This is a genomic window from Acinetobacter sp. NIPH 2100 (assembly GCF_000369805.1).
Taxonomy (GTDB): Bacteria; Pseudomonadota; Gammaproteobacteria; order Pseudomonadales; family Moraxellaceae; genus Acinetobacter.
The window spans coordinates 2510882-2531991 of record NZ_KB850224.1; the positions used below are offsets into that span (position 1 = coordinate 2510882).

Annotated in this window: 19 protein-coding genes; 10 read left to right on the forward strand and 9 right to left on the reverse strand. The window is 41.2% G+C overall.

Going from position 1 to position 21110, the window contains the following annotated elements; all coding sequences use genetic code 11:
• The first annotated feature begins 178 nt into the window (after nucleotides 1–178).
• A complete protein-coding gene (locus tag F887_RS06270; protein WP_005295380.1) occupies nucleotides 179–3646 on the forward strand; it encodes an indolepyruvate ferredoxin oxidoreductase family protein in 3468 nt (1155 codons plus the stop codon).
• Nucleotides 3647–3709: 63 nt separating this feature from the next.
• Here the strand turns inward: F887_RS06270 and F887_RS06265 are convergent, their stop codons facing one another.
• Together F887_RS06265 and F887_RS06260 are read right to left on the reverse strand one after the other, a co-directional pair.
• Nucleotides 3710–4846 carry a winged helix-turn-helix domain-containing protein gene (locus F887_RS06265; protein WP_005295384.1) on the reverse strand — a complete coding sequence of 379 codons (1137 nt, stop codon included), beginning with the start codon at nucleotides 4844–4846 and terminating at the stop codon, nucleotides 3710–3712.
• A 90-nt stretch (nucleotides 4847–4936) separates the two neighbouring features.
• Entirely contained in the window at nucleotides 4937–5713 is a 777-nt protein-coding gene (locus F887_RS06260; protein WP_005295386.1) for an AraC family transcriptional regulator, read from the reverse strand.
• Nucleotides 5714–5863: 150 nt separating this feature from the next.
• On the opposite strand from F887_RS06260, the gene F887_RS06255 reads away from it, so the two are divergent.
• From F887_RS06255 to F887_RS06240, 4 genes are all read left to right on the forward strand, one after another.
• On the forward strand, nucleotides 5864–7087 hold the full coding sequence (locus tag F887_RS06255; protein WP_005295389.1) for an MFS transporter: 1224 nt from the start codon (nucleotides 5864–5866) through the stop codon (nucleotides 7085–7087).
• A gap of 325 nt (nucleotides 7088–7412) precedes the next feature.
• Nucleotides 7413–8600, forward strand: a complete 1188-nt coding sequence (locus tag F887_RS06250; RefSeq protein ID WP_005295392.1) for a TCR/Tet family MFS transporter — start codon at nucleotides 7413–7415, stop codon at nucleotides 8598–8600.
• Nucleotides 8601–8719: 119 nt separating this feature from the next.
• Nucleotides 8720–9091 carry a copper resistance CopC family protein gene (locus F887_RS06245; protein ID WP_005295393.1) on the forward strand — a complete coding sequence of 124 codons (372 nt, stop codon included), beginning with the start codon at nucleotides 8720–8722 and terminating at the stop codon, nucleotides 9089–9091.
• 75 nt (nucleotides 9092–9166) lie between these two features.
• On the forward strand, nucleotides 9167–10048 hold the full coding sequence (locus F887_RS06240; RefSeq protein WP_005295395.1) for a copper resistance D family protein: 882 nt from the start codon (nucleotides 9167–9169) through the stop codon (nucleotides 10046–10048).
• Between the two features lie 60 nt (nucleotides 10049–10108).
• On the opposite strand, the gene F887_RS06235 is transcribed toward F887_RS06240, so the two are convergent.
• Complete coding sequence (locus F887_RS06235) at nucleotides 10109–11359, reverse strand: MFS transporter (protein WP_005295397.1); 1251 nt, start codon at nucleotides 11357–11359, stop codon at nucleotides 10109–10111.
• A 96-nt stretch (nucleotides 11360–11455) separates the two neighbouring features.
• Here F887_RS06235 and F887_RS06230 point away from each other — a divergent pair, with 96 nt between their 5' ends.
• Entirely contained in the window at nucleotides 11456–11914 is a 459-nt protein-coding gene (locus tag F887_RS06230) for a winged helix-turn-helix transcriptional regulator (protein WP_005295399.1), read from the forward strand.
• 118 nt (nucleotides 11915–12032) lie between these two features.
• A complete protein-coding gene (locus F887_RS06225) occupies nucleotides 12033–12812 on the forward strand; it encodes a TorF family putative porin (RefSeq protein WP_005295401.1) in 780 nt (259 codons plus the stop codon).
• Between the two features lie 87 nt (nucleotides 12813–12899).
• Here the strand turns inward: F887_RS06225 and F887_RS06220 are convergent, their stop codons facing one another.
• From F887_RS06220 to F887_RS06195, 6 genes are all read right to left on the reverse strand, one after another.
• Nucleotides 12900–13355 (reverse strand): VOC family protein, encoded by a 456-nt coding sequence (locus F887_RS06220; protein ID WP_005295404.1) that lies wholly within the window; start codon nucleotides 13353–13355, stop codon nucleotides 12900–12902.
• Nucleotides 13356–13512: 157 nt separating this feature from the next.
• Nucleotides 13513–14379 carry a cysteine ABC transporter substrate-binding protein gene (locus tag F887_RS06215; RefSeq protein WP_005295406.1) on the reverse strand — a complete coding sequence of 289 codons (867 nt, stop codon included), beginning with the start codon at nucleotides 14377–14379 and terminating at the stop codon, nucleotides 13513–13515.
• Between the two features lie 30 nt (nucleotides 14380–14409).
• On the reverse strand, nucleotides 14410–15312 hold the full coding sequence (locus tag F887_RS06210; RefSeq protein ID WP_005295407.1) for a transporter substrate-binding domain-containing protein: 903 nt from the start codon (nucleotides 15310–15312) through the stop codon (nucleotides 14410–14412).
• An 18-nt stretch (nucleotides 15313–15330) separates the two neighbouring features.
• Nucleotides 15331–16062: an amino acid ABC transporter ATP-binding protein gene (locus F887_RS06205; RefSeq protein WP_005295410.1), complete on the reverse strand. Its 732-nt coding sequence runs from the start codon at nucleotides 16060–16062 to the stop codon at nucleotides 15331–15333.
• Nucleotides 16059–16730, reverse strand: coding sequence for an amino acid ABC transporter permease (locus F887_RS06200; RefSeq protein WP_005295412.1), 672 nt, complete (start codon nucleotides 16728–16730; stop codon nucleotides 16059–16061). Before F887_RS06200 ends, F887_RS06205 begins: the two co-directional genes overlap by 4 nt.
• On the reverse strand, nucleotides 16720–17379 hold the full coding sequence (locus tag F887_RS06195) for an amino acid ABC transporter permease (RefSeq protein WP_032863157.1): 660 nt from the start codon (nucleotides 17377–17379) through the stop codon (nucleotides 16720–16722). The genes F887_RS06200 and F887_RS06195 overlap by 11 nt, the downstream gene beginning before the upstream one ends.
• A 494-nt stretch (nucleotides 17380–17873) precedes the next feature.
• Here F887_RS06195 and F887_RS06190 point away from each other — a divergent pair, with 494 nt between their 5' ends.
• The 3 genes from F887_RS06190 (at nucleotide 17874) to F887_RS06180 (ending at nucleotide 21110) form a co-directional block, all read left to right on the forward strand.
• The gene (locus F887_RS06190) at nucleotides 17874–18713 is read left to right on the forward strand and encodes a 2OG-Fe dioxygenase family protein (RefSeq protein WP_005295415.1); all 840 of its coding nucleotides are present in this window, start codon (nucleotides 17874–17876) and stop codon (nucleotides 18711–18713) included.
• The gene (locus tag F887_RS06185; protein ID WP_005295417.1) at nucleotides 18710–19606 is read left to right on the forward strand and encodes a LysO family transporter; all 897 of its coding nucleotides are present in this window, start codon (nucleotides 18710–18712) and stop codon (nucleotides 19604–19606) included. Before F887_RS06190 ends, F887_RS06185 begins: the two co-directional genes overlap by 4 nt.
• A 145-nt stretch (nucleotides 19607–19751) precedes the next feature.
• Nucleotides 19752–21110, forward strand: a complete 1359-nt coding sequence (locus F887_RS06180) for an amino acid permease (protein ID WP_081401644.1) — start codon at nucleotides 19752–19754, stop codon at nucleotides 21108–21110.

The following is a 21110-nucleotide window of genomic DNA, read 5'->3' on the forward strand; positions in this document are numbered from 1 at the left end:
ACGCATTGTTGCACCAGTCTGGATCAACCACAATGACAAATATGTACATACATTGAGCAGCTTTTTTAAGTTATACAGCCACTCAATCTTTTTCTTTAGATGTACTTACTCCAAATATTCAACCGGATGTTGAAAAAAGAAAGTAGTCAAAACTACATACAATTCTAAGGAGACATAAATGAATATAGCGACAAAAGTTACTCCAAAAATGATCGCTACTATGGATGTATCACTGGACGACAAATATATCAGTGATGACGGTTCGGCCTATATGAGCGGTATTCAGGCACTGGTTCGGTTACCTCTAGCACAAACACGCCGTGATGAACTGAATGGGTATCATACCGCTGGTTTTATTTCAGGCTATCGTGGTTCCCCGGTCGGTAACTATGATAATTTTCTTTGGCAAATTGGAGGCATACTTAAAGATCACAATGTCGTGTTTCAACCCGGTATTAATGAAGATCTCGCGGCAACGGCCATTTGGGGCACGCAGCAAGTGAACCTTGCCGGTCAAGGAAAATATGATGGTGTCACTGCATGGTGGTATGGTAAAGGCCCTGGTGTAGATCGTTCAGGCGATGTATTGCGTCATGCCAACCTCGCAGGAACCGCCGAACATAGTGGCGTAGTTGCTTTATTTGGTGACGATCATTCCTGTAAATCTTCGACAGTTCCACATCAATCCGAACATGTGATGATGGGTTGCGGTATTCCAATTTTCTATCCAACTTCGGTGCAACACATTCTCGATTTAGGTGTACATGCAGTTGCCATGTCACGCTTTGCTGGTGTTTGGACCTCGATGAAACTGGTCAGTGAAATTGTTGAAACCTCTGCTTCAGTCAATGTTGATCTAGATCGTGTCACGCCTGTTTTGCCAGAAGTTGATTTGCCTGCCGATGGTTTACACATCCGTTGGCCTGATCATGGTATCCAACAAGAACAACGCCTGTATCAATACCGTTTACCTGCAGTATTGGCCTATGCACGCGCCAATCAACTCAATCAAACCACTTGGCCATGTGAAAATGCCCAGATTGGGATTGTTGCCAGTGGCAAAGGCTATCTCGATACCATTGAAGCCTTACGCATTTTAGGCATTGAGAATGAAACAGCACAACAGCTTGGGCTACGTGTTTACCAAGTTGGCTTGATCTGGCCTTTAGAACCTCAAGGTATTCGCGAATTTGCTGAGGGTTTGCAAGAGCTGATCGTGGTTGAAGAGAAACGCCCTATTCTTGAATCACAAATCAAGGATGAACTGTATTCCCTGCCCGATGATCAACGTCCACATGTGATCGGCAAAGCACCGCATGGGAAAGGTGAATGGAGTACGTCAATCGAGGAAGCACCTCTCATTGGACACTATGAATTTCAGCCCGAACCGATTGCCAAAATGCTGGCGGCACGTTTTCTACAACTCGATTTACCTGAGAATTTAAGACAACAAATTCAAAATCGCATCGATTTATTGCAAAAAGCAGAACAAGAGTCACGACGCGTGCTGGATCTGGCAGACCGTAAACCTTATTTCTGTAGTGGTTGTCCGCATAATACCTCCACAGTCGTGCCTGAAGGCAGCCGCGCCTTAGGTGGCATCGGTTGCCACTATATTGCGGTATCACTGGATCGTGGCACTGAAACTTTCTCGCAAATGGGTGGCGAAGGTGTCAGTTGGGCGGGTGCATCACACTTTACCAATGAAAAGCATATTTTTGCCAATCTCGGTGATGGGACCTACTTTCATTCAGGCTATTTGGCAATTCGACAAGCCATCGCAGCCAATATCAATATCACTTATAAAATTCTGTATAACGATGCCGTTGCCATGACCGGTGGTCAGCATGTGGATGGACATTTGAGTGTGGCGCAACTGACCCGTCAGCTTGATGCAGAAGGGATTAAAAAACAGGTCATTGTGACTGATGAACCTGAATTAATTCATGCTGAAGAACATCTTGCACCCAATGTAGAAATCCGACATAGAAATGATTTAGACACCGTGCAACGTGAATTGCGTGATATTTCAGGCGTCACCGCTTTAATCTATGTGCAGACCTGTGCCAGCGAAAAGCGTCGCCGTCGTAAACGCGATATGTATCCAGACCCAGCTGAACGCCTCTACATCAATAGCGATATCTGTGAAGGTTGTGGCGATTGTTCAAAAAAATCAAATTGTCTGTCGATTGAACCAGTAGAAACGACATTGGGCACCAAGCGTCAAATTAACCAAAGCAGTTGTAATAAAGATTTCACCTGTGTAGAAGGTTTCTGCCCAAGTTTTGTCACTGTGCATACACGGGATATGAAACGTCCAGCCAAGTTTGAAGGTTTTGCTACAGGTTGGCCTGAACGACCAATAATCCCTCAACTTGGCGATACGCCAAGTCGTATTATGGTCGGCGGTGTGGGTGGAACGGGTGTGGTCACTGTCGGGGCTTTATTGGGTATGGCAGCTCATCTAGAAGGAAAAGCGACCCGTGTCATGGATATGGCAGGACTAGCACAAAAAGGTGGTACGGTTTATTCCTATATTCAAGTTGCGACTGACGATAGCCAAATTTCCTCCACCAAAATTCCTGAACATCAATGTGACCTATTGATTGGTGCAGATGCAATTGTGGCAGGCAGTCATGCAGCGCTATCACGCTTAAAACAAGATGCGATGGTGCTCGTTAATGAAGATAGTGCACCTACATCTGACTTTATCAATAAGCGTGACTGGTTTGCCCCAGTTACGGACTTGATCAATCGTCTTCGTGGTCGTGTCGAGCAAGGAAAACTGGTGTCCTTACCTGCCGCACAGATTGCCACACAAGTCTTAGGCGATGCCATTTTTGCCAATCAGCTCTTGCTAGGGATGGCATGGCAATCAGGTCAAATTCCATTACTGCGCGAGAGTATTGAAAAAGCCATTCAACTAAATGGTACGGCGGTTGAAAAGAATCTGGAAGCTTTCCGCGTAGGCTGCCATCTTGCAAACGATCCAGATCTGGCGAAGTGCCTACTCGACAGTTTGCCAAAACAGAATGCACCACAGACATTGCCTGAACTCATCAATGATCGGACTTCACGCCTGCAAGACTATTGGAATGAAAGCTATGCAAATCAATATCGTATGCTGTTAGAACAGGTATCGAAATTACTACCTGAAGCATTGGCAATCACGATAGCGATGCAACTCTATCGTGTGATGGCATATAAAGATGAGTATGAAGTGGCACGTTTACTGACAGGTGCAAACTTTAAGAAATCAATCGAGTCGCAATTTGGTCGTGGGATACGCCTTTCCTATCACCTTGCACCACCGACACTGGGTACCAATGTCCGCAAACGTGTCTTTGGTTACTGGATGCGCTTCCCAATGATGTTGCTTGCTCGGTTACAATGGCTTCGCGAAAGCTTCCTTGATCCATTTGCACATCAACAAGAACGTCAACAAGAGCACGCATGGCGTGATCGCTACATTGGATTTGTAAAAGAACTTATTGCAGCACCACAACAGTACAATTTGACAGTGGCTGCACAAATTGCCGAGCTTCCTGCGGAAGTACGTGGCTTTGGTCATATCAAAATGCAAGCGATGCAAAGCGCAAATCAACGTTGGGATGAGCTATCAAAAGAACTGAGTAATAAAGACTAATATAAACTCAACAACCAATCATGATCTGAACGATGACAGATCATGATTGGTTACTTCTATTTACTAAATCCGATACTGATCCACTTCAGTACACTGATTAAACACAGCAAAACGTTGTAATTCCAGCTCTAAAGCTTTAATAAAAGCCTCTCGGTCCTGCATATTCGGATCTTCTAAATGCAGACGAATCACCTCTAATCTCTTTTCACGGCGATGCACTTTACAATCAATACGGCCAACAAACCGATCTGCATACAACAAGGGCAAACAAAAATAACCATATTGTCTTTTCGCAGCTGGCACATAACATTCAATACGGTAATCAAAGTCAAATAAGCTACTCAAGCGCTCACGATGAATCACCAGATTATCAAAAGGAGACAATATTTTGAGTTGTGCTTGAATAGCGGGTTCATGTTCCAAGACGGCAGTGGCTGCATAAATCATTTGTCCATTTTCCAGTTTAATAACCTTTACTAAACCTGCATCGATATTTTCATCCAATACGGTACGCATCACCTCACGCAACTCTTTCCCTTTTAAATGCAATAACTGCTTCCATGTAAATACACCGTGTGCGCGTATGTTCATGTTCAATAAATAATGTGCATATTCATGCAACGTGGGTGTACTGAGATCAATCCCTTCTGGCAAACAGCGTTCAGTCAGGTCAAAAATTTTCTCCATCCCGTTACGTTCACAAATCATCAAGTCACCTTGCATAAATAACTGCTCAAGCGCCTTACGATTTGGACCGGAATTCCACCAACCTGCTGGGCCTTCCCGCTTCTCCTTCTGCATATTTCGCAGTTGGATTTTACCTTCTGCCTTAACCCGAGCCAGAATCTCCTTCATCAAATGCGGATCACTTTTGAAATAGCGACGTTCACCATTTCGTATTGCATGCATCAATGGCATGGCATAACGATAATCCCGCATTGGAAGATAAGAGGCCGCATGAGCCCAATGTTCAAAAACTTTCTGCGCTTTCACCAACTGATTTAAGTGATCCAGCTGATAATTTGGTACGCGACTCCATAAAACATGATGATGCGCACGTTCAACTACGGAAATGGTATCTATTTGCACATAACCCAGATGCTCAATCGCATTTAGGGTTCCAGATCGTCCTTCGCCAAATGTGTTATTTTTTTCCAGACCTTGATGGGACAAGGCCAAACCTTTTAATAATGACAGCATAAATTTATCGTTGATCTTATGTTCTCAAACCATAAAAATGATCGTGAAATGAGTGAATTGATTTCATCTCACATTATCACATTCGCCAAATCATTTTCCTTGTAAATAAAAGCGCGGAGCTACGCCTAAAGAACGTTTAAAGGCCGCAGTAAATGCACTACTGCTGCTATAACCAAGCTCCATCGCCACACGGGTAATCGGCTGTCCTAATTCCATTCTAGTCAACGCATTCAGTAGACAAGCCTGTTGCCGCCAATGGCTAAAACTCATGCCTGTCTGTAGCCGAAAAATTCGGGTGAAATTGCGACGACTCATCCCAACCTGTTCAGCAATCTGATCCAGATCATGATCTAAAGTCGGTGCTTTTAATAATTGCAAACATAATGCAGCCAAGCGTGGCTCTTGTGGTAAAGGCGCATTCAATGGCAATTCAGGCATCAACGCGATTTCGGCGATGATCAATTGCATTAAATAATCATCGCGTCCACCCAATTCATATTCGGCAGGTAGATCAACCGCTGTCGAGAGTAATTCATGCAATAACGGCGACACATTAATTACGGCACAATAAATGGGTAAACCTGCTTTGCGCGCGACTTCTGGAAGAATATAGGCACTACGTGTTTTGGTGATACCACCCATATGCACTTCATGATCAATCCCTGCTGGAATCCAAAGCGCACGTTTCGGCGGCACCACCCAACTGCCTTTATTGGTTGTTACAGTCAATACACCTGTTATTGCATACAGGCATTGCCCTCTGTTATGGCGATGACTTGCGAGGATGTGTCCATCCTCGTAATCATTGCCCGTTGCCATGACATTGCGAGCCACATCTTGATAATCATTGACCTGAATATTACGCATTAGCTTCGTCTCTCAATATGGCCTGAAATCGATACTATATGTCCCAAATATGATTGTGGGCCGCTTTCAGTTCAGTTTAGGATAAAAACGCTGAAAAACAAACCTTCTTCAATATCACGATTTAAGCTGATACAACCTGTTGGAGCACGTATGGCAACGAATACAGGGACTCTTGAGAACACTTTTCCACAAGAGCAATTTCCACCTCAAGATCAACCGCAAAAATTCGTGTTGCGTGTTGTCGGTGCAGTCGCCTTTGCTCATCTATTAAATGACTCCATTCAGGCGGTGGTGACTGCAAGTTATCCCATGCTCAAGGCAGAGTTTTCTCTAAGCTTTGCCCAGATTGGCTGGATTGCGTTGGTGTATCAAATTACCGCGTCATTATTACAACCGTGGATTGGACTCTATACCGACAAACATCCAAAACCATATTTATTGCCTGCGGGCATGCTCGCCACGCTGATTGGCATTGGTTTAATGGCGATTGCAGGAAGTTATCACAGCTTACTCTTTGCAGCTGCACTGATTGGTATAGGTTCATCCACATTTCATCCTGAAGCATCTCGTATTGCTCGTACTGCATCGGGTGGACGTTTTGGTACGGCTCAATCCATGTTTCAGGTTGGCGGAAATACCGGTTCAGCACTAGGTCCCTTAGTTGCCGCAGCCGTGATTATCCCCAACGGACAAGGTGCAATTGGCTTATTTGTTCTAGTTGCTGCTTTGGCTATTTTCGTTTTATTACGCGTGACCAAATGGCTGGTCAAACAAGCACCTGCACATCGCCTCGCTAGTCAACACGCCATTTCAACCTTGACACGTAAACAGGTGATTCAGGCCATGGCTGTCATCTGTATTTTGCTATTTGCTAAATTTATCTATATCGCTGCCATTACCAATTATTTTACCTTCTATCTCATTGAAAGATTTGATGTTTCAATCCAGACATCGCAGTTATATCTATTCATGTTTTTAGGCGCTGTGGCGTTGGGTACTTTTGCAGGAGGCCCAGTCGGTGATCGTATCGGACGTAAAGCGGTGGTTTGGGTATCCTTTTTGGGTATTGCTCCATTTGCCCTGATGCTGCCTTATGTGGGATTAATGGGTACAGGCATTCTTGTGATTATTATCGGTTTAGTGATGTCTTCTGCCTTCTCTGCACTTGTAGTTTATGCACAAGAAGCTGTTCCAGGGCGAGTTGGCATGGTTGCAGGCTTAATGTTTGGATTGATGTTCGGTATTGGTGGTATTGGAGCAGCAGGTCTAGGCCATTTGGCGGATACACACGGCATTGTCTGGGTTTATAAACTCTGTTCATTCTTACCTTTGTTAGGTTTTATGACCGCGTTGTTGCCGAATACCAAAAAATAATGATGCTCTCCTCAGATGTGTGATGTTGAATGACATGACACATCTGCTTTCACTTGAGACTATATTGTTTCTTGCTTATTTTTAATGCTAAAATTTTCAACAGACGATAGAACCTAATAAGTTCATTCGTTTTCATTGTTACGATAAAAAAACCGCGAAAAATTGTTGTAGATACATTTTCTATGTGAAAGAAAAATATCGCATCAACACATATCCTTATCTTTTAAAAGGTTCGGTCAGCGTTCATCAGGGCTTGAGTTGTTATCAGGCATCGTTAACAGGTTTTCACAGTATTTCTGTGCCTGCTATTTCGATAGGACGCTTTATGAATCGACCTTTATTTATTATTTTCTCTACCATTGCTTTGGATGCAATCGGCATTGGTCTTATTTTTCCAATCTTACCTTCACTGCTGCGAGACATTACCCATAGTACTCATATCGCCATGTACATTGGGATATTGAGCAGTCTTTATGCGGCCATGCAATTTATCTTTTCACCTGTCCTTGGGGTCTTAAGTGACAAATTTGGCCGACGCCCCATCCTGCTACTCTCTTTAGCGGGTTCAGCATTTAATTATGTATTTTTGGCCTATTCACACAATCTGCTCCTGTTATTGATTGGGCGTGTCATAGCTGGAATGACCAGTGCCAATATGTCAGTTGCTTCTGCTTATCTGGTGGATATTTCAAAACCAGATCAACGAGCAAAATACTTCGGTTTGATGAGTGCCGTGTTTGGCGCAGGCTTTATCATTGGCCCGATACTTGGAGGTATATTAGGTGAATATTGGCTGAGATTGCCATTTATCATTGCAGCACTACTTGCAGGACTGAACTTTGTTGTTGCCTATTTGGCATTACCAGAGTCAAAAACCTCGATTCCTCCAAAAGATTCAGCGACTTCACTCAATCCATTCAAAGTATTTAGCTCGCTTCGATCCATATCTAGCGTATTTCCGCTTATCGCTACTTTCTTTATTTTTAGTGCGACTGGTGAAGCTTATGCGGTGTGTTGGGCTCTGTGGGGACATGCTACTTTTCAATGGAATGGTTTTGGGGTGGGACTATCTTTAGCTACTTTTGGTTTATGCCAAATGTTGGTACAAGCCTTTATCCCTCAACATGCATCCAAACGATTTGGAGATCGAAATACGGTTTTGATCGGAATCGCTTGCTCTTGTATTGCCTTATCCATCATGGCTGTTGCCCAACAGGGCTGGGTTATTTTTGCAATAATGCCAATTTTTGCCTTAGGCAGTATTGGAACGCCATCTTTACAGGCCTTGGCCTCACAAAAAGTTTCACCTGAACAGCAAGGCCAGTTTCAAGGCATCATTGCTTCAACCATCAGTCTGGCTTCGATGTTTGCACCCTTATTGTTCTCAAGCCTGTATTTTCAGTTTCAATCTGCATGGCCCGGTGCGATTTGGCTGAGTGTGGTCCTCATTTATATCCTGTCGCTACCAATCGTTCTTCGTAGCATCAAACCGAGTCTTGCAACATCAAAATGACAGAAAAGTAATTTTCACGTCGCGTAGATGTACCTCTGCATATTTCATAATCCAAGATGAAAAGTGATGGCTCTCAATGGGTCATCACCTCATATTCATGCATCAGAAGAGGATAAAAAATGCGTTTATTTTCAAATAAAACAACTGCACTACGAAATATTTTGTTGGGTGCGACATTGGCTGCTGCCACCAATAGTGCATTTGCCCATGTCACCCTGCTCAGTGCAACACCCGCTGCAAATACCATTGTCTCAACGCAACCTAAAAACTTAACCCTTAATTTTGGTGAGGAAGTGATGTTGATGAATATTAAAGTTGTTGATGAACAACGCAAAGAACTGCCGCTTAATTATAAAGTCAGCCATGATTTGAAGAAATCATTTGATGTTGCGCTGCCAAGCCTAAAAAAAGGCAAATATACCGTGCTTTGGGGCACGATGGGCAAAGATGGGCACAACATGAATGGTGAATATAGCTTCACCCTCAAATAATCCAGATAAAATTGCAACCGCCTGAATAAGTTACCAATACCACATTGGTAACTTATTCATTCCTAGGAATAAATAATGATGTCTGAATATTGGATATTCGCAACCTGGATAACAAAAATTGGCCTCTATTTGAGTATTGCTTTTGTGGTTGGAGGAGCATTTAGCTATTTCCTACTCGGACGCTATGCTGAAATCAAAGCAAATATTGTCAATTATATGACCCTTGGTGCAGCTCTGGGTTTGATCTCAAGTACTCTAAGTTTCTTGTTTTTAATTGGAAGTTTTGCCAATACAGGCTTGCTTGGTATGTTTGATTGGAACTACATCAACATTCTGATCAACACTGCGACTGGACATGCACATCTCATTCGCATCCTTAGTTTTGCAATGATACTCGCATTGCTGATCTTCAAACTGAATCAAAAAAATACTGCAACCAATGCATTTGAAAAGATAATCTTTACACTCCCCATACTGCTGATTGTCTATAGCTTTTCTCAGCTGGGTCATGTCACTAATTTATCCTTGTTTGCCCAATTTTTATTATCCATCCATGTACTGGTCATGTCTTTATGGATGGGCGCCTTATACCCACTCTGGAAAACCAGTCGTGCAATAAATGGCTTGGCGTTAAAAGAGCGCATGCATTTATTTGGGCGTATCGCAGTGTTTGTGGTTACGATTTTAATCCTATGTGGTGCCAGTGTTGCTGTACTTTTATTTAAAGATTTTAATGCTTTAATCAATACACCTTATGGATCTGGTTTTAGTATTAAGCTTTTATTTGTGGTGAGTATTTTACTGTTGGCTGCATTTAACAAATGGTATTTTACCCCTCGCCTTCAAGAGCCTAAATTTTCACAGCAATTAAGCTATGCCATTTTATTTGAAATGTCTCTGGGTTTGATGATCTTGCTCACAACAGCCTACATCACCACCGTCATCGGGATTGAATAAAATTATATCGATAGATCATTTTATAGATCTCATGGCAATTGAGTCTAAGCACAAATTCACTCAATTGCCCTCAAGCAGCTCTATGTCATGTTGAGCATTTCGTGTAATCCACCAAAAGGATAAGGCAATCACACTGATGCAGCCGCCTAGCAAACAGACACCTAGCCATCCTGCTTTGGCATAGGTCATGGTTGTGCTGATTGCACCTAGACCGCTGCCTGCGGCATAAAACAGCATATACAGCCCGACTAAACGGCCTTGATTATCCTGTTGTATTTGCAAAATCATACTTTGATTGGTGACGTGTAAGGCTTGACCTCCTAAATCGAGTAATAATATCCCCAAGATCAATGCCGCAATTGAATACTCAATTTGAGCGAAAGCGATCCAAGACAACAATATCAGCAACAATGCAAAGCCACTGGTTCTTTGCGCAAAACCTTGATCTGCCCATTGCCCTACTTTGCTTGCCATCAATGCACCCAATACTCCAACCAAACCCAATGCACCAATTGCAGTATGTGAATAGTGATATGGAGGCGCACTGAGCAATAGCGCCAACGCACTCCAAAAAATATTGAATACCGCAAACATCAACAATGCCAATATTCCCCGTATCTGTAATAATTTATTTTTGGAAACTAAGGTCAGCATGGACAAAATCAAACGTGGATAGCTCAGTTGATGATTTGAATTGGCGACCATCGGCAGAGATTTCCACAGTGGCAAAGCAATCATCAACATCAGCAGTGCTGCACAAAAATAGACGCTGCGCCAGCCCGCAAGATCGCTGATTGCGCCAGCAAAAACGCGAGCCAATAATAATCCAATAAACACACCACTTTGTGCTGTACCCACCACATAGCCCCGTTCATGAGGTTCAGCGATACTTGCAGCATAGGTAATCAGTCCTTGTGTCATGGCTGTGCCTAACATACCCACCGCAAACATCGCTGCAAATAAGCCAAGTACAGTTTTTGTGATACTGACGGCAATCAACGCAGCAACAAGCGCCAAGAGCTGCAATCGCATGAGCCGACGGCGATCCATCCGATCGCCCAATGGCACCAACAATAATAAAGCCACAGCGCACCCGATTTGGGTCACCAAAATCACACTCCCAACCGTGGCATAGCGAATTGCCAAGTCCTGAGCAATAGCATCCAGTAAAGGTTGCGCATAATAAACATTGGCAACACTTAAACCACTCGCGATTGCAAACAGCCAGACCAAGCCAGTGGGCAATTTTCTTGGCTGAGTGAAAAGATGATTTTCTTTTTTAGATAAAGCTGATGTACAGGGATGATTCATCGCGCACCCAAACTAGTTTCAAAATAAAACTAGTTGAACCCTAAACCATCTAGTTTTAAAATGCAACCAGATCAATCCAAATCTATTGAGAATGCGATGTCAAACAATAAAAGTTCAACTACAGAGTTTTGCCCTGTTGCACGTTGTGTCGATGTGATTGGAGATCGTTGGTCACTGCTGATTGTGCGAGATGTCATGGATGGCATTCATCGTTTTGGTGACCTACAACGAAACTTGAATGTCGCCCGTAACATTCTTTCGGACAGACTGCATAAATTAATTGCTGCCGAAATTCTGCAAACACAGGCCGCGTCTGATGGCACAGCCTATCAAGAGTACATTTTGACAGATCAAGGAGAAAAACTATTCCCGATTGTGGTTGCACTACGCCAATGGGGCGAACAGTTTCTATTTGAAAAAAATGAACCGCATTCAATTTTGATTGAAAAAGCCACAAAACAGCCTGTGCCGATGATGACAGCAATGTCAGATAATGGAAAAGTCTTAAATAGCACGACCACAGGGGTCTTAAAAGTGTGCCCGCAGAACCCATAAAATAGACGTTAAAAATTTATGCTTTCTTTACGCATAATTTACGTTAATTTTATTATTTATCAAAAGATTAAAACCTAATATACATCTCATCAAATTTAACTCATATGTTGAGGATGTTATGAAAGGTTTATATCGGGTATTAGTTTTAGCGACAGTTTTATCTTCCAATTATGCTTTTGCATCAGATCAACCATCTGCTTCGAATTTCAATCTTTCTGGAAATGTATCACTCGGCAGCGAATATCGTTGGCGTGGACAAACTCAGAGCAAGAATGATGCTGCTTTTCAAGGAAACTTTCTTTTAAACCATTCCTCTGGATTTTATCTAGCGGCATTTACCTCAAATGTTGATTTCGGTGATGACGCACACTTGGAACTCGATCCTTCTTTTGGCTACGCAACTCCAATTCTTTTAGGGAAATTCCAACCTACAATTGACCTTGGCATGCTTCGTTATCATTATGTAGGTAAAAGCGATTTAAATTACAATGAATACTATCTAAAAATGATCATAAACAATGCTTTGAGCGATAATGATAGCTTTAGCCCAAGTATCAGCTATACCCCTCAATACGGCGGCAAAGCAACGCGCCAAAACTTCGGCGAAGACGTCAAAAATTGGTATTTTAATCTTTTATATAGCACGCCAATAGCCCATACCCACTTTGGCGCTATTGCAAGCTTAGGCTATTCCAAAGCAAGCCAAGCAATTTATGGAGGAGATGCAGAAGATCACTTTATCGACTGGAAAATAGGAGCCAATTATAGCTATCCACCCATGAACTTGAGTGCGGAACTGGCAGCAATTGGAACGGATCTTAATACTGATGGGTTTACTGATACATCCAAGAAAGGGCTGAAAACCGCTGCGGTCTTTACACTGAGCAAGTCTTTTTAAAATAACAATTGTTTAGATAAGCTGTATCAGGCAAGCATCGAAAAGTATGAATACTTGCCTGATAAGATCCTCATTTTATGATTTAACTTATTTATTCTGAGTGGGCTTACGTTGAAAACCTTGTTGTTCTAATAATTGAGCCCGTGTTTCATAATCAACCACCTCAATCACCTGATGCAATAACCACATATAGCCAAAAGGATCTTTGAACATGGCATTCTTAATGCCCATTGCTGGCATATGCTGCACAGCTTGAATCAGCACTGCACCTGCATCAACTGCTTGCTGCAATGTTTTCTCGATATCAGTGACCGTAATATTAAACCAAATCGGGATATAGCTGTCTTGGGTAGGCGCAAGCAATTGGAAATCTGGGTTTTCATCTAGCATATGAAAATGAACGCCGTGAATACTCATAATTACACTATTCTGCCCAACCACAAAATCACCTACTTCTATTCTTTCGACTTCAAAAACCTGCTCATAAAATGCCAATGCAGTCAGTGTGTCTTTAACAATAAAATCAATTTCAGTATTTTGCATGTAATGCGTCCTTTTATTTTTTATCATTCTAAAGAGGTCGCTTTAGCACCACTATCAGCTCTTTGTAACGGACATCACTGAGGAAAAACAACCATCAGATAAATAAAAAAGCAAAGCAAGATTTAACTTTGCTTCGCTTTTTCTTCAGTCGAAGTACTTATTCAATAATTAAGTCTTTGGCAGGAATACCATCACCATAAACAGGTTTTAAGGTTTTTTCATAGGCTTGATGGATAACCCCTTCTTTGGCTAATTTTTCTAAATCTTGATTTAACCAATCCAGCAATTCTTTATTGCCCTTTTGCACGGCAGGTGCAATTAAATCTTGCTCACCCAAATTAGTAATGCCGACAGTGTAATTTGGATTTTCTTTTGCCCATGCCAACACCAATAAATTATCATGTGCCAAAGCAGCACCTCGACCATCTTTTAAAGCATCAAAAGTTTCCGTGTTTTGCTCATATTTTTGCAACTTAATTTCAGGATGTTGCTTGCTAAAAAATGAATCCGCTGTCGTGCCTTTATTGACCAGCAAGATTTGATCCTTGAGCTGAGCAATATCAGTAATCGGTTTATTTTTAGGAGACACCACACCTAAAGCAACCTTCAAATAAGGCTGAGCAAAATCCACCACCTGTTCACGTTCAGGTGTCACCGTGAAATTGGCAAAAATAATATCGACTTTATTGGCTTTAAGATATTCGACACGGTTGGCCGCCTCAGTCAGTACAAACTGCACTTTATTTTCATCGCCCAATAAATCTTTGGCGACATGTTTAGCAATTTCCACATCAAAGCCCTGATTTTTACCTTGTGCATCCAGATAACCAAACGGCGGCTTGTCGCTAAATACACCAATACGAACCACACCGTTTTTCTTGATCTGTTCAATACTGGAAAGCTGCGCTGAAGTATCTGCGGGCTTTTCAGTCGACTGAGGATTTTTATTACATGCTGTCATTCCTAAACTAAATACAGAAGCCAGCAATAATTTTTGAATATTTGAAAATGTTATTGTTTGCATAATTTCACCTTTTTTGTGTTTTAAAATCTGTTATTGCTTGGTGGTATCAACATCTAAAAAGATATTGGGATTCACTTTTTCACCGTAGATCGGTTTCAAGGTTTGGTCATAAATGTTCTGAACCTCACCTGTCGTCCTGAGCTGCTTGATTTCATCATTCAACCAGTTCAACAATTGGGTGTTGCCCTTTTTCACACCTGCTGCAATAAAGTCTTGATTGCCAATCTGAGGAATACCCGCCACATAATTCGGGTTCTTGGCTGCCCATGCCAGTGCATAAGTACTGTCTTGAGAAATGGCATCCCCTCGACCGTCAATCAGCGCATTGAAAGCATCGGTATTTTGTCCAAATTTCAACAACTTAACTTTTGGATAATTTTTACTAAAATAGATCTCTGAGCTCGAACCCTTATTTACAATCAAGGTTTTGCCTTCCAGACTTTTCACATCGGTAATAGCTTTATCCTTAGGTGAAACAATTCCCAGTGATGCTTTTAAATAAGGTTGGGAAAAATCTACGACCTGTTGACGTTCAGGTGTTACAGAAAAACTGGCAAAGACCACATCAACTTTATCTGACTTTAAAAATTCAACCCGATTGGCAGCTTCCGCAATCACAAACTGAATTTTATTTTCATCACCGAGTAAATCTTTGGTCACACGCTTTGCCAGTGCCACATCAAAGCCCTGATTTTTGCCCGCACTATCGACATAGCCAAACGGTGGATTGTCCGCAAATACACCTACGCGTAGGACACCATTTTTCCGAATCTGTTCCAACGATGTATCCTGTCCTACACTTTTGGCCTCTGACGAAGTTGGCTGATTACAACCCGTCAATACACCTGCCATCAGTACACAAGTGATGCCCAAACCAAACATTTTTGTCTTTGAAGGAGAGTGATGTTGCCCAGCTGCTAAATTTAATCGCATAAAGTCCTCTTATTGCTTTTAATAATTTAAAATATTTAGAAAGGTCTTCGCCCGTTCTGTTTGTGGATGCTGAAAAAATGCTTCAGGTGAGCTTTGCTCAATGATTTTGCCCTTATCCATAAAAATAATGCGGTCTGCCACTTTGCGTGCAAAACCCATTTCATGGGTGACGATGAGCATGGTCATGCCTTCCTGTGCCAGTTTCAGCACCACATCCAGCACTTCCCGTACCATTTCAGGATCTAAGGCTGCGGTTATCTCATCCAATAAAATCACTTTCGGTTTCATGACCAATGCACGGACAATCGCAATTCGCTGTTTTTGCCCACCCGATAAATTGGCAGGATAATCATATTTACGATCAAGCAATCCCACCCGCTGCAATAAGTGATCTGCCAGTTGTTCCACTTCTACACGTTGCCGTTTTTGTGCTTTTAAGGGGCCAAGCAGAATGTTATCAATCACATTCATATGCTTGAATAACTCATAGTTCTGGAACACCATGCCGATCTGCTGACGTACGCTATCCCATGGCAAATCCTGCCCTAATCTTCCAATATCTTTGAGATGAATCTCCCCCTCTTGGATCGGTTCCAACCCATTGATACAGCGCAACAAGGTACTTTTGCCACAACCCGATGGCCCCAAAATCACCACCACTTCCCCTTGTTGCACATCCAGATCAATGCCATGCAAGATATGACTTTGTTTATAAAATTTCTGCACATGTTGTATCGATAACAAAGTCATGCGTTCTCCCACACTTTTTCTAAATGCGCTGCTAAAAGCGATAATGGATAACAAATCAGGAAATAAAGAATAAAGATGAAACCGTAAATCCATAGCGAGGCACTGGGTACCGTCAATAATGAGTTTTCAATAATCTGCTGCCCGACTTTCAGAACTTCCACCATCCCGATCAGTACCGCCAATGAACTGGTTTTAATCATGCGGGTAAACAGATTCAATGCCCCAGGTGTCACTCTTTTTAGGCTTTGTGGGAAAATCACGTAAATCAATGCCTGCACATGATTTAAACCTACAGCATAAGCAGAATCACGTTGATGCTGATCAATCGAAGTAATCGAGGCCCGAACTAAATCGCCCATTTCCGCAGTTCCCCATAAGGTAAATACAAAAATACACACCCAAAATGATGAGAGCTGCCAGTTAAACCACGTCGCTAAACCAAAATAGAAAACAAACAATAGGACGAGGATCGGCACAACCCGAATGGTTTCTAAATAAAAACGGCAAATAATTTTAATCAGTATGTTTTTGGAGGTCATGATCACCCCAAAAACCGTCCCGAAAATCGCAGATAAAAACACAGAAAGAAAAGCAATTTCAATGGTTTGTAGCAGGCCATACAGCAACCGTTCGAGATGGCTCGGTTGAAATAAATACTCAAGTTCCATGGCTCACCTTCCGACTGCGATATTCCAAATAACTGGTGAGTGCTGAAACAGGTAACAAGATAATCAGATAGGCCATGATTAATAGAAATAAAGCTTCTGTGGTTTTATAGTCCATCCCAATCAAATCTTTGGTCACAAACAAGAGCTCCACCACTGCAATCGCACTCAAAACTGAGCTTTCTTTAATCAGAAATAAGCAGTTCGCACCAATGGCTGGAATAGAAAGCGACAGCGCCTGTGGAAACACCACATATTGAAAGACTTGGACGGCATTGAGTCCCACACTTCGGGCAGAATCAATCTGTCCTTGTGCAACTGACTGTAAGCCTGCACGGAAGGCTTCTGCCATATAACTGCCGCCCAAAAAAGTTAGACCAATCACACCACAGGTAAAACCATCTAGTTTGATCCCGATCTTAGGTAAACCGTAATAGAGAAAAAATAGCTGAATGAGCAAGGGCGTATTGCGGGAAACCTCAATATAGACTTTGACAATTTTGTTGAGTATTCGAACGTTATAGGTACTAATCACACTACAGATCAGCCCCAATAAAATAGATAACACAATACCAATAAAGGAGATTTTTAAGGTCATGAGGGTTGCCGCATAGAACTGCGGCAGTACACTCTGTATATACAGCCAATCCAAAGACAACATCCGAATGAAAAATTGATTCTTTTGATAAATACGTTGTTGTTATTTATCTTTGGATGAGTCTAATCTGATTGAAAAATCACATGAAATATTATTATTTGCTAAGCTTTGCTGAAATTTTTAATTATCAGCCTTGGCTTGAGGTAATTCTTTTTATTCTCCCTCCGCTGAATAACGCTCAGAGCTGCACTGTTTAGCTCATTTTTTATAAAAAAATCGTATGACTTAAACAATGACTCCCAACCCTATCTGAGGCAGATAAGGTAAAGGCATACCTATCCACATTATTTGTAGCTAACTAAATCATTTATCTTGCTATCATTTTAAAAACCATATTCTCAAAAGAACAAGCGACTGTTTTTATATAAAAATTTTACCATTAAATAAATTAAAGCATATGATTATTAATAATAATTATATTTAAATTTAACAAATATGAAATATTTTATTTACATGATTAAGTTTCATCACTGATAGAGGGCTATCCCATGTTAGAAGAAAATTTAGCAAAAAAAGAAATTCTTCAAAATTATCAATCTCCACTCATCCACGACTTCGAGACGTCACCGTTAAAAGAAAAATTTAAGCAAAATGGATTCATACAATACAAAACCTCAGAAATCGATATTGAATCAAAAATATCAATTTCAAGAGAATTTAAAGCATTAGAAAGAGATCCTTTTGCACCACCCAATACACAACGCTTTAGACGCTATGGAAATGCTTTAATTCTTCCATGGGAAAAGCATATCGAACCAATTTGGTTACCGACAACGTTGGGAGACGATGGCCAAGAACTCTCTGGATATGATCAGGGAAATAACAATCCGGAACATGGCTCTATTCGATATTTCAATGCACTGAGCAGAAATGTAAAGCTCTCACATTATTTGAATAAATTAATTATTGAAGATTATAAACTTACATTCGGATTGAGCGAATATTATCTGCCCATCTATGTCGGCATACATTTTGTTAAACTCACCTCAAACGATCAGAGCCAAGGGATTAGTTCTCCAGACTGTTTCCATCAAGATGGTGAACCTTTTACCTTTGCCCATCTGTTCTATCGCAGTAATAATATTACTGGCGGCGAAAACTATATTGCTCATCCGAGTGAAAGAAATAAACGCTTAGAAGAGGTCAATGTCGAAAAAATTTATAGTCAATTCACATTAAAAAATATTTTAGATAGTTTTGCGGTACATGATCATTCTGTCTGTCATTATGTCTCACCCATTAAAAAAATATCGAATGATCAACTCAACTTCTTAGGTGAAAGATGGGTCATCCTGATTGATTATTCATTAACGAAGCAAAAAATATGATCAATAATCTTCTATTTTCCCTATCTCCTATCCTTCTCTCCCTGCTCTTCGGCTGGGGGATTGGGAGAGTCACCAAACCAACCATTAGAAATAAATTGGTTGGCTATATCACTATTTTAGTATGGCTACTGCTTATTTCGATCGGTTTTCAATTCGGTGTTGTTCTATTTGATAAAGAACTCGGCTCTACCATCATTGTTGAGTCTTTTATCTATGCGACGGTGATTAGTGCGATTACCTTTGTTTTTCTTTTTAAGAAAGCACATAACATCAGCGAAAATCGAAAATCGCTATCTGAAATTTTAAAACCCGTTCTAGAATGCCTGATTGCGATCTCAATGGTTCTTATCGGGATGGTTCTCTATCTCATCCTCCCAGATACATTGGGAAGTGAAACGATTAGCAATATATTACTTTATCTTCTCATCTTTTTAGTTGGGGTCGATCTAGCCACGATTAAAATACAATCTTTAACCCTTAACCATGTCAAGGTTCCATTACTCACAATCATTGCACTGTTCATTGCAGCTTATTTGACGACTTTTATTTTAGATCGATCATTCTTTGAACTCATTGTACTCGGTAGTGGTTTTGGCTGGTTTTCTCTCTCAGGTCCATTGATTGGTAAAACCTTAGGTGCGGAACAAGGTACTTTTGCCTTACTTACCGATCTTATCAGGGAGTTTTATGCAATCGCGTTGTTATATCTTTTAGGTAGAAACTATCCAAACCCTGTCATCGGGATTTGTGGTGCAACGGCCATGGATTCAACACTTCCTTTTATCAAAAATAATTGCTCTCCTTTGGATACACAAGTTGCTATTTTTAGTGGTTTTATTTTAACGGTGCTTGCGCCTTTCTTTATCATTTTTTTCAGTACCTTCTTATCCTAAAGCCAGCTATTTATGATCGATATTTAATCATCAGAGATTTTAATTTTTAGAATGCATACAAATGCAATTTTAATGTTAGTTTCAAACTAGTCGCCCCCTTCACAATCCATTACAATCACTTCTTTTTTGTTCAGCGCATCTTATTTTGAGTAATTCCTCTCCCCAATTAAAACGTGGGCTTAAAAATCGACATATCCACTTGATCGCCATGGGTGGTGCAGTGGGTACTGGACTATTTCTAGGTTCTGCTCAAGTGATCCAGTCTGCTGGCCCTTCGATTATTTTGGGCTATGCCATCGTTGGTCTGATCGCATTTCTGATCATGCGACAAATGGGTGAAATGATTGTAGAAGAACCTGTTGCAGGCTCTTTTAGTTATTTTTCACAAAAATATTGGGGAAGATTTGCTGGCTTTTTATCGGGCTGGAATTATTGGGTGGTTTATATTTTGGTGGCAATGACTGAGCTGACAGCCATTGCCAAATATATCCATTATTGGTGGCCACATATACCTGCATGGATCTCGACTTTATTTTTCTTCATTGTTGTGACCTGCTTAAATCTAGGCAATGTGAAGTTTTATGGTGAATCAGAATTCTGGTTGGCCATCATTAAAGTCGTTGCTGTCATTTCAATGATTTTATTTGGTTTGTTTCTTTTGCTCACAGCAGGTACAGAATCAACGGCTAGCTTCGCAAACCTTTGGCAACACGGCGGATTTTTTCCGCATGGTTTCTCTGGTCTGTTTTATATGCTGGCCTTTTTAATGTTTGCTTTTGGTGGAATTGAATTAATCGGTATGACTGCTGCTGAAGCTGAAAATCCGGAGAAAAGCATTCCGCAAGCTATCAATCAGGTGATCTTTCGGATTCTGATTTTCTACGTGGCTTCGCTTGCCATCATCATGTCACTGATTCCATGGAATCAACTGGATTTGGGCGGTCTGGATAAAAGCCCATTTGTGATGATTTTTAGTCAACTCGGGATTGATTGGGCAGCACATTTACTCAATTTTATTATTTTGACGGCGGCACTGTCTGTGTATAACAGCGGTATGTATGCCAATAGCCGTATGCTCTATGGGTTGGCAGTACAAGGCAATGCCCCAAAAGTTTTTGCAAAAGTTAGTCAGCAAGGCGTACCCATGCCTGCGGTGATCTTTTCTTCGATTTTAATTTTTGGCTGTGTGTTACTGAATTATTTTGTGCCAGAACAAGCCTTAAGTCATTTGATGTATATGGCAGTTGCAGCTTTGGTTTTAAACTGGGCGATTATTAGCTTTACCCATTTAAAATTTAAACGTGCCGTTCAACAACAAGGTAAAACAGTCAAATTCCCTGCCTTATTTTCACCATTTAGTAATTATCTGGTTTTGGCGTTTATCGTGATGATTTTATACATCATGTGGACGCAAGGCTTTAGGGAATCCGTGATTTTAATTCCGGTCTGGATCATGTTTATGTTCGGATTATTTAAATTTTTGAAATGGAATAAATCTCTCTAA

What these genes read in the sequence shown, in the direction of transcription:
- F887_RS06265 (WP_005295384.1), bottom strand. Translation starts at nt 4,846, where the DNA reads ATGCTGTCATTATTAAAAGGTTTGGCCTTGTCCCATCAAGGTCTGGAA.
- F887_RS06245 (WP_005295393.1), top strand. Translation starts at nt 8,720, where the DNA reads ATGCGTTTATTTTCAAATAAAACAACTGCACTACGAAATATTTTGTTG.
- F887_RS06235 (WP_005295397.1), bottom strand. Translation starts at nt 11,359, where the DNA reads ATGAATCATCCCTGTACATCAGCTTTATCTAAAAAAGAAAATCATCTT.
- F887_RS06230 (WP_005295399.1), top strand. Translation starts at nt 11,456, where the DNA reads ATGTCAAACAATAAAAGTTCAACTACAGAGTTTTGCCCTGTTGCACGT.
- F887_RS06260 (WP_005295386.1), bottom strand. Translation starts at nt 5,713, where the DNA reads ATGCGTAATATTCAGGTCAATGATTATCAAGATGTGGCTCGCAATGTC.
- F887_RS06190 (WP_005295415.1), top strand. Translation starts at nt 17,874, where the DNA reads ATGTTAGAAGAAAATTTAGCAAAAAAAGAAATTCTTCAAAATTATCAA.
- F887_RS06240 (WP_005295395.1), top strand. Translation starts at nt 9,167, where the DNA reads ATGATGTCTGAATATTGGATATTCGCAACCTGGATAACAAAAATTGGC.
- F887_RS06255 (WP_005295389.1), top strand. Translation starts at nt 5,864, where the DNA reads ATGGCAACGAATACAGGGACTCTTGAGAACACTTTTCCACAAGAGCAA.
- F887_RS06185 (WP_005295417.1), top strand. Translation starts at nt 18,710, where the DNA reads ATGATCAATAATCTTCTATTTTCCCTATCTCCTATCCTTCTCTCCCTG.
- F887_RS06210 (WP_005295407.1), bottom strand. Translation starts at nt 15,312, where the DNA reads ATGCGATTAAATTTAGCAGCTGGGCAACATCACTCTCCTTCAAAGACA.
- F887_RS06250 (WP_005295392.1), top strand. Translation starts at nt 7,413, where the DNA reads ATGAATCGACCTTTATTTATTATTTTCTCTACCATTGCTTTGGATGCA.
- F887_RS06205 (WP_005295410.1), bottom strand. Translation starts at nt 16,062, where the DNA reads ATGACTTTGTTATCGATACAACATGTGCAGAAATTTTATAAACAAAGT.
- F887_RS06215 (WP_005295406.1), bottom strand. Translation starts at nt 14,379, where the DNA reads ATGCAAACAATAACATTTTCAAATATTCAAAAATTATTGCTGGCTTCT.
- F887_RS06270 (WP_005295380.1), top strand. Translation starts at nt 179, where the DNA reads ATGAATATAGCGACAAAAGTTACTCCAAAAATGATCGCTACTATGGAT.
- F887_RS06200 (WP_005295412.1), bottom strand. Translation starts at nt 16,730, where the DNA reads ATGGAACTTGAGTATTTATTTCAACCGAGCCATCTCGAACGGTTGCTG.
- F887_RS06220 (WP_005295404.1), bottom strand. Translation starts at nt 13,355, where the DNA reads ATGCAAAATACTGAAATTGATTTTATTGTTAAAGACACACTGACTGCA.
- F887_RS06225 (WP_005295401.1), top strand. Translation starts at nt 12,033, where the DNA reads ATGAAAGGTTTATATCGGGTATTAGTTTTAGCGACAGTTTTATCTTCC.